Here is a 12,580-nt window from a genome sequence, read left to right as displayed (position 1 = left end):
GAGAGTGGTTAGGTACGTGCAACGTCATCCCCTGACTTTGCGCGTGAAAATCCCCGATTGTGGTGGTGTAGTGGTGTAGTAGTGGAAAGGTTTGGTAGGTGTTCGATTGATGCTACTGATATTGCGTCCACGTGCCGTGCCAGCTTAAGAATGCTGCGATAATGCATGCTTAAGCTGGCGCAGCCTGTGAATGGATCAGTCAGGCGTTTTGCTTGGCTTCCTCAAGGATTTGCACGTGGGCGGATACGCCAAGTCGCGTAGCGCCCGCATTGATCATGTCGTAAGCCTCTTCGAGCGAGTGGATGCCACCAGCTGCTTTGACGCCAAAGTCGGGGCCGACGGTTTCGCGCATCAATGCCACATCGGGTGCTGTGGCGCCTGCAGTGGAGAAACCGGTGGACGTCTTGACGAAATCGGCACCGGCATCCAGCGTCATCTTGGTGGCCCGGATTTTCTCATCATCATTGAGCAATGCGGTTTCAATAATGACTTTGAGCAGTTTGTGTTGGGCATGGGTCGCATCGGCCACGGCCTTGATGTCGTCGAACACCACTTGATCATGCCCAGATTTGAGTTCGCCAATATTGATGACCATATCGATTTCATCAGCGCCGTTATTGATGGCGTCATTCGTTTCGAAGACCTTGGTGGCCGTGGTGTTGGCTCCCAATGGGAAACCGATTACGGTGCACACCTTGACGTCGGTGTCGGCCAGGTTCTTGGCTGCGCGCGATACCCAGTAGGGGTTGACGCATACGGATGCAGTGTCGTACTGCTTGGCTTCATCACACAGCTCATCAATTTGCTCTTCTGTGGCATCGGCCTTGAGCAGTGTGGCGTCCATGTATTTGGCGAGTTCCTCGACGGTGAGGGTCATCGTGTGTCCTTTCGATGGTGGGGTAGGGAATGGCTCACATCACTGTGAGCCAGGTTGCTGGCGAACAATTCCAGGACTGTTCGGGCAAGTGTGGTGATTGATATGGCATGAGGGGCCGCGGGATCGAGCAATACAATCCTTGTGAGGTCCCTCATGTCATTGATAGTGATATGGCGCTATGCGCTAGGTGATCAAGTGATCTGTGATCACCAGACGAACAGGCCGACCATGGCGGCGGAGAGCAGCGAGACGAGGACACCCGAGAGCAGGATACGTCCAACCTGCTTGGAGATCAGATCGTTCTTCTCCTTGCTGACCATGCCCTTGAACGTACCGATGATCATGCCCAACGTGGAGATGTTCGCGAACGAAGTCAGGAACACCGTGAGCACAGCCTTGTAGTGCGGGGCGTAGTTGGCGATATCTCCAGTGACGCGACCCATGACCACGAATTCGTTGGTGACGAGCTTGAGACCCATCAGCTGCGAGAAATCCCATGCGGTACCGGGATCGAGGCCCATGAGCCAAGCCGGAATGTACATGAACACGCCAAGGATGGCTTCCAGCGTCAACTTGTCCCAAATCAGGCCAAGCACCTTGTCAATCAGACCGGCAAGCGCAACGAACGCGATGACGTTGGCCGTAATGATCAGGATCAGACGACCCGAGGTGAGGATCGAATCGCCCAGGAACGAGAAGAATGGTTCCTTCTTGGGCTTGGACGGATCGTGCGTGATGATCTTCTTGTACCAAGGCAGCGCCTGGTATTCCTTGACTTCAGTAGACAATTCAGCCTGCTGCACAGCAGTGCCATCCTCCACAGGGGTTTCGTCGGCGGAATCGGCAATCGTGTAAATCTTGTCTTCTTCCGGCGTGACGGTGACAGGGTAAAGCATATGGGCCACAATCAACGCGTTAATGCAGTTCAGAGGAATTGCGGTAATGACGAATTCACCAGGTACCATCTGTACGTATGCGCCAACAATGGCGGCGGTGATGCAGCTCATCGACATCATGGCCAGCGTCAAATCACGGCCGGCTTTCATCTTCTTGAGCTGGATTTGCGAGATAGCCAAGGCTTCGGTGTTGCCCAGGAACATCATTTCCACAGCGAAGAACGCTTCGAACTTGGGGCGGCGCGTAATGAAGCTCAAACCGCGGCCAATCCACTTAATCAACCAAGGCAAGAATCCGATGTAGGTCAGGATGTCGAACATTGGGACAATCAGCAGGATTGGCAGCAGTGCGCTCGTGATGAAGTTCACCGGGGCCGGGTCGGCACCATTGGCTCCAACCCAGTTGGCGATGGCGAAATTGATACCCTGATACGAGACGTTGACAATCCAGGTGAAGCCTTGCGCCAAGGCGTGGACGGCAGCGCGTCCCCAGGTAAAGCTGGTGAGCAACCAAGCAATCACAAGATTGAGCAACACCATGCATCCGACGGATTTCCAGTCGATTTCCTTGCGGTTGTGCGAGAACACCCAACCCAACCCCAAGAATATGAGCAGGCCCACGATATTGACCACGAGGTACATGGGAACCTTCTTTCCTCTTGATATGCTGTGCAGCGACATCGCTGCAGTTTCCACCCTGCGGTAAAGGCGGTGGCAATCGGTTGATTGCAACCTTGCGATCATCGCCACGACCCTGCCGATGCAGGAGGATTTCCATTCTGTTTCTCTAATCAGGAGGTGGGGAAACTGAACTACACAATTCCTTCACATCCTGTTTCACTATCAGGCTAGTAGTCTTGGCCGGTTTGCGTTCACCGCACAAGATGACACGCCCCCGTCAGGAATGAGCTATAATAAAACGTTTTAGCATTGGGTTTCTTGAGAATACAGCGACGTCGCTGGACTTGGGTGAACAGTTATATCCATAAACGATTAGACTGGGAATACCATGACAATGGCATCGATATTCTCTTGACGGTAGCATGCATACAGTTCGATGACCATTCAATCAGTGACGACCTGTGAAGTGAGGATGGATCCTTGGAAGAACAAGGCCCTGGTTACCAGACTGACCGTGCTTCAGATAATGGCCCTGCCAATAGTGGGCAAGCGGCATCGCCGCAATGGCCTGCGCCCGAGGATACCCAAGTGGATGCTCCCCGTACTGGCGCTGCGCTGGATGTTGATCTTGACAGTGCATGGTCCACTCAGAGTTCGCCATTTGTGGGTGGTGCGCAACAAGCGTTCACAGCGCCAATCGCGCAACCGTTGAACCCTGCGGCACGAGACCACAGTCCAGTGGCTGAGCCGTTGCACAACGCTCCGGCATCCGCATCCGCCCAGCCTCCTGTGGCCCATTCACCTGTGGTTCAACCACCTGTGGTTCAACGGCCGGGCGCTCCTGCGCCGACGCCTGCCCCTGCTCCTACGGTGCCTACAGCGCCAGCCCCGTCGGCTGTCGATATCCCAACAACTGTCGCCTCTGCAAGGCGCCAGCAACCAAGCCCTGAGCTGCCTGAATCCGTAGGGATCCCAGTGCCAATTGTTCCGGGTCCAATGACCGTTCCTCCTGTAGCTGGGGCATCCTCGGCTACAGCGCCAGCAGCTCCGTCAGTTCCAGCAGCGCCGTCAGTTCCAGCAGCCGAGGCTTCGACGGTTCAGCCTGCGCAATCGGTTTTAGACGCACCGGCATCTCCCTCTGCCGTGGCATCCATAGCTCCCAGCGTTGATGATGGGCCGTCAACGATATCGTTCGCCACCCCGCTAGTGCCTCCTGATCAACAATCCGCACCGTTGCCTGGTGATGAGTTCTCAACGCCGGGCACACCCGCTGCAGTGGCTGGTGAAACTGAAATCATCAATCCCGATGATGTGCGCGCCATGGCTACGCGCCAGACGCGTAATAACCATAAGAACAACGAAGCGTTCGACGGCAACTATTTCAAGTGGATCATTATTGGTACACTCTCATTTCTGGCTGTGGTGGGCATCGCATTCGGTATTGCGGCAATTGTGCATTCCAATGCGGAGCAACACCTTGAGACAGCACGTCAGACGTGCACAAGTCAGCTTGAGAAAGCCAAGAAGCAACAACAGAAATATTCAGAATATTTGTCGGGTGACGCAGCTCAAGCGGCAGTGCTGACCGACCATGACGTGCAAGACGCGCAAACGGTCACAAACCTGTCGAAATTGATGAAGGTTGAAGAGCCCACGTTGGCCAGCTGCAACGCCACGTCGATTGACGCGATGGAAAAACGGACTGATGATTTGTCCACGCAAACCAAATGGTATGAGACGCAACTGAAGCGTCTCCAGGATGGCGTGCAGCAAGTCAAAGCATCGAACGAATCCATGCTCGTTGTGGATGCGCAAGATGCGCTCACACAGTCGGTGCAAAAGGCGAGGACGACACTGGCGCTAGCGCAAGGGCATGTGACTGACCAAAACCTGTGGAACAAGCTTGAACAGTTGATCATGCAAGCCGACGCCGTCAAAAATGATGATGACCTTGCCCAGCTCACGGCCATGAAGACCGATCTTGATGAGGCTGAAAGTGCCGTGTCGAGTTCGCGCGACGAAAAGTTGCTGCAGGAGGAGCAGGAAGCGCAACGGCGCGCCCAGCAAGAGGTACAGCAAAAAGAAGAACAGGCCAGAAAGCAGGAGGAAGCCAGAAAGAAACAGGAGGAAGCGAAGAAAGACGAAGCCAATAAGCAGCGCGAGCACCAATCTGCGTACCATGATTGTGTGCAGGACGCACCATCAGGTGAACCAGGACTAATCCGCGCTTAATCGGGACGCTCCTTAACTGGCCGTTGCTTCATGGGGGAATGCGACCGCAGGCAGAGTGCTGAGAAGGATGCGCGAACCAAAGTCAACACAGCGGCGTGTCTCTCGCATGCCCACCGCACGTGAGCCGCATGCCGGCTGTGTGCCGCCCATATACCGGCCTCAGTGGAAGTGCCGTTATTGAAGCACGTCGCCCAAACCTGATACAGTGGCCAAGCTGTATCGAATGTCCGTGAGTGTTGAGCCGGGTAATGACTTGATCTCAATGAACACAACTATGAATGCGGCACAGACGGGACGGTAGCTCAGTCGGTTAGAGCATCGGACTCATAATCCGCCGGTCCAGGGTTCAAGCCCCTGCCGTCCCACCATTAATTAGCACTATCGCCGGGTACTCGCTGGAGCGAGACGCGATAGTGCGTTGTGTGCGGCGTGCGGATGGTTGGGGCGGTTGTCTGAAAAAGGGCGTCGCGGTGGCGAGGCTGCGAGGCGGCGCAGTGGGTGTTGAAGCATGCCTACAGGAGATGCGTGCGATTGGAATCTGTAAAAGCGGGAGGGTGGCAGAGAGTTTCAGACGGCTGCAAATTCACCGAGAGCGTGGATTCCAGCGAACCTCCAGTTTGCATATCGACAATAAGCGCGGATATTGAAAATAGTCGAGATATGTGTTACTGAGGGGGACTCATGGCTACTCAACCATCAACCACCGCTCCATCCACTCCATCCGCTCCATCGAACGCAGCACAGGGCACAACGTCAGATCAGACGGCGCAGCCGACGCTCCCGGCACAGGGCAATGCAACTGAATCGGCAACGATGCCGGTTGTCGCGCCGGCAGCCGCAAACATGTCGCAGCCGATGATATTGAACCCACAGGAACTGCAAATTGAGCGCAATGGTGAGCGTTCATATGAACAGTCCATAGGAAAGATGTCACCGTTCGAGCGGAAAAATTTGTTGATGCAATTTGCTCGTAAAGGTGACGAGGGTACTACGCACGCGTTGCTCAACGCTGGCCGCGGTAATCCAAACTGGGTGGCGACGTTGCCACGTGAAGCGTTTTTCTTGTTGGGATTGTTTGCAATGACCGAGTCGCGCAGCACGTTGAACGAACCGGGCATTTCGTTGGGCGGCATGCCGAGCCAACGCGGTTGCGCAGAACGTTTCCGCATGTTTTTGCACCATCACGCGGCCCATACGGGCGGCAGCGAGCATGAGAACAATCTCAATGATGAGACGCAACGCGCGGCACGGTTCTTGGAGTCGTGCCTGCAATACGCACATGGGCGAGGATGGGATGCCGACGCGCTCGTGCATGAATGGACTGAAGGCATTACCGGCTGCTTGTATCCGATGCCGGAACGCATTTTGGATTACACGCAGCGCATTGTGAACGATTATTTGTCGACGCAACTGTGCGGCGGCAGGGAACCGGACGCGCCGTATGGTCCGTTCGACCTGTTCGCTACTGAAGGCGGCACGGCTGCCATGTGCTACATCTTCTACTGCCTCAAGTCGAACTTCCTGATTCAGCCTGGTGACACGATGGCGCTGATGACACCGATTTTCACGCCATACTTGGAGATTCCGCATCTCGATGATTATGGGCTCAATGTCATCAATGTTAACGCTTCCACCACGGACGGCGATGGTACCCATACATGGCAGTATCCTGATGAGGAGCTTGAGAAACTCGCTGATCCCAAGGTCAAGCTGCTGTGCCTGGTCAATCCGTCCAATCCGCCGTCCTATGCGATGTGTGAGGATGACCGTGCCAAGCTCATTAACATTGTGCACAACATCAATCCAAACCTCATGATCATCACTGATGATGTGTATGGCACTTTTGTGCCGGGATACCACTCGATTCTGCATGATTTGCCTTATAACACAATCAGTCTGTATTCCTTCTCCAAATACTTTGGTGCCACGGGCTGGCGTTTGGCTGTAACAGCCACGGCTCCGCGCAATGTGTTCGACGAATTGATCGCTGCACTACCTGAAGACAAGAAATCAGTGCTGGCTGCCCGTTACTCGTCGCTGGGCCCCGATGTTTCAGCAATCAAGTTCTGTGACCGCATGGTTGCCGATTCGCGCTTGGTGGCCCTCAACGGCACTGCGGGCTTGAGCACTCCGCAACAGGTGCAGATGAGCTTGTTTGCGCTTTCGTCATTGCTTGATACGCATGGTGTGTATCAGACCAAGATGCAGCAGCTCATCACTGATCGTTATGACGCACTATGGGAGAGCATGGACATCAAACCGGACCCTGATCCCCTGCGTGCCGGCTATTATGCTGTGATCGACCTGGGCTTGTGGGCGCGTCAACGTGTGGGTGAGGATTTTGCGCAGTGGCTGCAGCAGCATTACGACCCGCTGGATTTTGTGGTGCGTTTGGCCCAAGACACGGGCATTGTGTTGATGGACGGCGGCGGCTTCGACGCTCCGGAGTGGAGTGTGCGCGTGTCGCTTGCCAACCTCTACATCGATGACTATGAAACGATTGGCACCCATTTGACAGCCATGATGGATGAGTATGCGGCGGTGTGGAAAGCCAGTGTCGCATCAGGCGGAAATCAATAATACGAGACGCAAACTGAAGTTGCACCAGCGTGTCCGATCGGGAATAACGGTGGCGCTGTTCTGTTGAATCCAGTGGAGCGCACGTGCGCGGCGATGGCGGAAGTTGAAGACTCGCGCTGTCTGCTGCGTACGGTATACTCCTTGAGGTCCGGTTCACGTCCGCCATTGGGGCGAGGCGACCCGGGTCGCCTGTATCTTTAGGAGACAAACCATGAAGCAGGATATCCATCCTAACTATCAGCCCGTGCAGGTCACCTGCTCGTGCGGCAACACATTCGTCACCCGTTCCACGTCCTCCAAGGACCATATGACTGTGGACGTGTGCTCCAAGTGCCACCCGTTCTACACCGGCAAGCAGAAGATTCTTGACACCGGCGGCCGCGTGGCTCGTTTCGAGAAGCGTTACGGCAAGAAGGCCAAGTGAGCGTAAGTCTCGCGTAAGCATATTGCTGGACAGGCGTCGACCTTAAGAGGTCGGCGCCTGTTTTTTATGCTGGAGTGGGGCAGACAGCGTCGTTGTAATTGCTGCCATATCAATGTTCCTGCTGGCTCTTGCTGGTTTCTGCTGGTCCTTGATTGACTTTGATTGTTTTTGATAATGATTCCCATTCTCTTCTTCCCGCACGTAACGCAACTGCCTTACGTGCGGGAAGGAGCAGTGGGGCGGAGGTGGTCGCGGAAGTTTACGTAGGATGGTCGGGTTTTGATCTTCCATTCGTCTTGGTTTCCGCACGTAAGGTAACTGGCTTACGTGCGGCGAGGGGAGAGTGACGATACTTTCTTTCCCCGCACGTAATGTAACTGCCTTACGTGCGGGAAAGAGGAAGGGGATGCGGCGCGAGGTGGGCATCGGTGTTTGCGTAGGATGGCCGGAATTTTGATTATTGCCCTTGGCTTGTCGTGCTCCATGCACGTAACGTAACTGGCTTACGTGCGGGAGTAGTGGGGGGACTGCTGTTTCTTCCCGCACGTAACGCAACTGCCTTACGTGCGGGAAGGAAGGCGAGGTGAGGAAGGTGAGGTGAGGAAGCGGTAGGAGGAGGGTGTAGGCCGGTGGGGTGTAGGGATGCGGCGGTAGAATGACGGGTCGGGCGCGGTGCGTCCGGATTCGACCGCAACAGGCGTGAGCAGTACAACAGTAAGAGACAGTTAGAGTAGGACGAAGCAGTGGCAGACGAACAGTTTCCTGCGGCCCAGACGGCGTTGGAAGAATATCGGAACATCGAGCAGCGCATGGCACAGCCGGATGTGGCTTCCGACCCGAACGCCATGCGCAAGTTGGGGCGTCGTCATGCCGAGCTTGCCGGTATCGTGGGTCCCTATCAGCGTTACCGCAGCATGATTGACGATCTTGAAGCGGCGCGTGAGATGGCGGCTGAGGATCCTGATTTCGCTGAGGAAGCTAAGCGTTTGGAAACGCAGCTTGATGACGCTGCCGAAGCGTTGCGTACGGCGTTGATTCCGCGCGACCCTGACGATGCCCGTGACATGATTATGGAAATCAAGGCTGGTACTGGTGGCGAGGAAGCCGCACTGTTTGCCGGGGATTTGTTGCGCATGTACACGCGTTACGCGGAAAAGCGCGGCTGGAGCGTGACTATCCAGAGTGAGAATTCCACGGAACTTGGCGGAGTCAAGGATGTGCAACTCGCCATCCGTGCCAAGGGTACGGTTGCGCCTGAAGATGGCGTGTGGGCAAGTTTGAAGTATGAGGGCGGCGTGCACCGCGTGCAGCGCATCCCCGTCACCGAGTCGCAGGGTCGCATCCAGACTTCGGCCGCTGGCGTCATCGTGTTTCCGGAAGCCGATGAAGACGATGATGAGATCGAGATTGATCCGAAAGATCTCAAGATTGATATTTTCATGTCTTCCGGTCCGGGTGGACAGTCGGTGAACACAACCTATTCGGCTGTGCGTATGACGCATATTCCGACGGGCATTGTGGTCAGTATGCAGGATGAGAAGTCGCAGATTCAGAACCGTGCGGCCGCGTTGCGCGTGCTCAAGAGCCGTTTGCTTGCGATGAAGCATGAGCAGGAGGCCGCTGAGGCCGCTGACATGCGTCATTCCCAGGTGCGTTCGCTCGACCGTTCCGAACGTATCCGCACCTACAACTTCCCGGAAAATCGTATTGTTGATCATCGTACGAATTACAAGGCTTACAATCTCGACGCTGTGCTCGATGGTGATCTGCAGGCTGTGATTGACAGCGATGTGCAGGCTGATGAGGCTGATCGTCTCGCCCGTCAGCAGTAAGCGTGAGGAGGCTGTGGTGACAGTATCTGTTATGCCTGCATGTGCGACCGGTCTCTCGCCGGCATTCGATTCCGCCATGCGGTTCACAGTTGACTCATCCGTGGCTGAGCTGCTTGACAATGCTGAGGCTCGTCTGCAGGCGGCCGGTATTGACACGCCGTTCAACGACGCCAAGCTGTTGCTTGCTCATGCTGCCCAAGTGTCGCTTTCTGACGTGGACATGGCGCGGCTTATGGGGCGCACGTTGGCGCAGCTTCAGTCCCAGCGCAACGTTACGGTTTCATCAGACAACACTGCTGCGGCATTCAATACTGATTGCTCAACACCCCACGAGCCCGACGCAGCCGCACAATTCACCGCGATGCTGGCAAGGCGTGAAGCCAGGGAGCCGCTGCAGCACATTACGGGACATGCGCCGTTTCGGTATCTTGATCTGCTGGTCGGTCCCGGTGTGTTCGTCCCGCGTCCTGAAACGGAAAGCGTGGTGCAGGCGGCGTTGGACTGGATGGATCAGCATGGCATGAAATCGCCGCGTGTGGTCGATTTGTGCGCGGGAAGTGGGGCTATCGGATTGTCTGTGGCTACGGAAGTGCCCGATAGCTGCGTATGGGCAGTGGAGATGGACGCGACGGCCGCATCATGGACGCGCCGCAACCTTGACCGGGTTGGCGCAACAATGCCGGACCTGGCTTCGCGCTATCGCCTGATGCGCGCGGATGCCACCTGTGAGCTGACATTGGCTGATTTGGATGGCACTGTGGATGTAGTTATTTCCAATCCGCCGTATATTCCTGAACATGATGTGCCTGAGCAGACCGAAGTGCGCGAGTACGACCCTGATATGGCATTGTATGGCGGTTCTGCGGATGGCATGATGATTCCTGAACGCATCATCTCACGCGCGTGGGCATTGCTGAAACCAGGCGGTTTGCTCGTCATGGAACACGACATCTCACAACCTGTGCGCACACGGGCGTTTGCGACGGCGATCGGGTTTAGTCAAGCCGCCACACATGAGGATTTGACAGGACGTCCACGGTTCCTCACGGCGATCAAACCAAAGTAGTAGCCCTGGTTGATGGCTCAAGGGACACGATAATACGAGTTGGACGAATTGGACGAGTTGGATGTCGGCGCAATGGCAAGTGTTGAGACACGTGCTCATACAAAGTGCTGATACAAGGAGAACGTGATGGTGCAGATACTGCCAATCAATGAAGAATCCTTGACGCTGGTGGCTGATGTGGTCAGCCGCGGCGGCATAGTCGTGGTTCCGACGGATACCGTGTATGGCGTGGCATGCAACCCGCATGACGAACAGGCCATCGCACGCATTTTTGCTGTCAAGCAGCGGCCAGCAACGAAATCCTTGCAAATCCTAATGGCTGATGTGCAGGCTCTTGACGAGCTTGGCTTGGCATTGCCGACTCCGCTGGACCGCTTGGGTGAGCGCTTCTTGCCTGGTGCTTTCTCGCCGATTGCTGTGATGGTGCACGATCGCGGCCTCAAAACACTCAAACAAACATCAGACGGTGTGCTGACGCAAGGGGTGCGTGTGCCGGACAGTGACGCATGCCGCGCCATATTGCGTGTCACGGGTCCCTTGGCATGTTCGAGTGCCAACAAATCAGGCCAGCAAAGCGCGCACAGCGTGCAAGAAGCGGTTGCGGCATTTGGTGACGAGGTGGACTTGTATGTAGATGGCGGTCCTACGGTCAGCCATGTGGCCAGTACGGTGGTTGAAGCCGATCCAAACGACGCGGATGGCATCCGGATCATCCGTGAAGGGCGCCTTGACGAGGCGAGTGTGCGCGCCGCGTTGCGGTGAGCCGGCTGCTGCATAGGCTCAGCGCTACACTCAAGATGTGCGAATCTATCTGTTCATTGCGGCCGTAGCCGCGTGTGCCACCTATTTGTTCACACCGCTCATCAGGCATCTGGCCATTCGGCTGGGTGCTGTGGGCCAAGTACGCAAAAGGGATGTGCACACGATTCCGACGCCCCGCATGGGCGGCGTCGCCATGCTCTGCGGTTACGTGGTGTCGATGTTGTTCGCATCCCACATCCCATTCCTTAAATCGGTGTTCCATGCCAATGCGCAAGCATGGGTGGTGTTGGCTGGCGGCGTGCTGATCTGTCTGCTAGGCGTGGCTGATGACGTGTGGGATCTGGACTGGATGCTCAAGCTCGCCGGACAACTTCTGATCGCAGTTTTTGTGGCATGGGGCGGTTTGCAAATCATCACGTTGCCGTTGGGCACGCTGATCACGGCCTCGCCAACGTTGTCCATCGCCATCACGGCATTGTTGATTGTGGTGTCGATCAACGCCGTCAACTTTGTGGACGGTCTGGATGGCCTCGCCGCAGGCATCGTGGCTATTGGCGGTATCGCGTTCGGCATTTACTCATATATATTGGCGCGTACGTCCCCGTCATACGCGTCGCTGGCCACGCTCATCGACATTGCCATGGTCGGTATCTGCTGCGGTTTTCTGCTGCACAACTGGCATCCGGCCAAACTGTTTATGGGAGACTCGGGTTCGATGCTGCTCGGCTACCTCATCACGTGCGCATCCATTGTGATGACCGGTCGCATTGATCCTGCTTCCGTGCATGCTTCCATTTACTTGCCTGCGTTCATGCCGATTCTGCTGCCGATTCTGGTGCTGTTTTTGCCGGTGCTCGACATGATTTTGGCAATCACGCGCCGGCTTTCGAAGGGCCAGTCGCCGATGCATCCCGACCGCATGCATTTGCATCACCGCATGTTGCGTATCGGGCACAGTGTGCAGGGGGCTGTGCTGATTTTATGGGGTTGGGCCGCGCTGATTGCGTTCTGTTCCGTGCTATTGCTGTTTTATCCGCCTGTCAACGTGCTCATCGGTTTCGTGGTGGCGGGAACGTTGCTCACGATTGCCACGTTGTATCCGTACTTCCGGCGCCGTTGGAACGAAGGTGATTTTGATGACGCCGACAAGGCCACGATTACGGCCGTGGCGCAGCATATGCGTCGGCGCAAGTGATAGGGCACGGCTGCGGAAATAAATATAAAAGGAAGGGCGGTGTGCGGGAATGAGGGGCGCCCCGGCAGTCGAGTGGCGATGTTCAGTAAGTGGGA

9 protein-coding genes and 1 tRNA gene are annotated in these 12,580 nt (G+C 55.9%); 8 read left to right on the top strand and 2 right to left on the bottom strand.

Features of this window, described 5'->3' with window-relative positions; all coding sequences use genetic code 11:
- Positions 1 to 199: 199 nt before the first annotated feature.
- Together deoC and BGLCM_RS01345 are read right to left on the bottom strand one after the other, a co-directional pair.
- Positions 200 to 877: a deoxyribose-phosphate aldolase gene (gene deoC, locus BGLCM_RS01350; protein WP_006295100.1), complete on the bottom strand. Its 678-nt coding sequence runs from the start codon at positions 875 to 877 to the stop codon at positions 200 to 202.
- A gap of 206 nt (positions 878 to 1,083) precedes the next feature.
- Positions 1,084 to 2,415, bottom strand: a complete 1,332-nt coding sequence (locus BGLCM_RS01345) for a NupC/NupG family nucleoside CNT transporter (RefSeq protein WP_044084466.1) — start codon at positions 2,413 to 2,415, stop codon at positions 1,084 to 1,086.
- Between the two features lie 1,254 nt (positions 2,416 to 3,669).
- On the opposite strand from BGLCM_RS01345, the gene BGLCM_RS01340 reads away from it, so the two are divergent.
- From BGLCM_RS01340 to BGLCM_RS01305, 8 genes are all read left to right on the top strand, one after another.
- Entirely contained in the window at positions 3,670 to 4,626 is a 957-nt protein-coding gene (locus BGLCM_RS01340) for a hypothetical protein (protein ID WP_006295095.1), read from the top strand.
- 291 nt (positions 4,627 to 4,917) lie between these two features.
- Positions 4,918 to 4,994: transfer RNA gene (locus BGLCM_RS01335), tRNA-Ile, on the top strand.
- Positions 4,995 to 5,307: 313 nt separating this feature from the next.
- On the top strand, positions 5,308 to 7,206 hold the full coding sequence (locus BGLCM_RS01330) for a bifunctional aspartate transaminase/aspartate 4-decarboxylase (protein WP_202961056.1): 1,899 nt from the start codon (positions 5,308 to 5,310) through the stop codon (positions 7,204 to 7,206).
- A 211-nt stretch (positions 7,207 to 7,417) separates the two neighbouring features.
- Positions 7,418 to 7,630 (top strand): 50S ribosomal protein L31, encoded by a 213-nt coding sequence (rpmE, locus tag BGLCM_RS01325; protein WP_006295093.1) that lies wholly within the window; start codon positions 7,418 to 7,420, stop codon positions 7,628 to 7,630.
- Between the two features lie 743 nt (positions 7,631 to 8,373).
- Complete coding sequence (prfA, locus tag BGLCM_RS01320) at positions 8,374 to 9,462, top strand: peptide chain release factor 1 (RefSeq protein ID WP_006295091.1); 1,089 nt, start codon at positions 8,374 to 8,376, stop codon at positions 9,460 to 9,462.
- 76 nt (positions 9,463 to 9,538) lie between these two features.
- A complete protein-coding gene (gene prmC, locus BGLCM_RS01315) occupies positions 9,539 to 10,528 on the top strand; it encodes a peptide chain release factor N(5)-glutamine methyltransferase (RefSeq protein WP_044084551.1) in 990 nt (329 codons plus the stop codon).
- Between the two features lie 126 nt (positions 10,529 to 10,654).
- A complete protein-coding gene (locus BGLCM_RS01310) occupies positions 10,655 to 11,290 on the top strand; it encodes an L-threonylcarbamoyladenylate synthase (RefSeq protein ID WP_006295089.1) in 636 nt (211 codons plus the stop codon).
- A 37-nt stretch (positions 11,291 to 11,327) separates the two neighbouring features.
- Positions 11,328 to 12,485, top strand: coding sequence for an MraY family glycosyltransferase (locus BGLCM_RS01305; protein WP_006295088.1), 1,158 nt, complete (start codon positions 11,328 to 11,330; stop codon positions 12,483 to 12,485).
- Positions 12,486 to 12,580 lie beyond the last annotated feature (95 nt).

The organism is Bifidobacterium gallicum DSM 20093 = LMG 11596 (assembly GCF_000741205.1).
Classification (GTDB): Bacteria; Actinomycetota; Actinomycetes; order Actinomycetales; family Bifidobacteriaceae; genus Bifidobacterium; species Bifidobacterium gallicum.
This window is presented reverse-complemented; position numbering and strand designations above follow the sequence as displayed.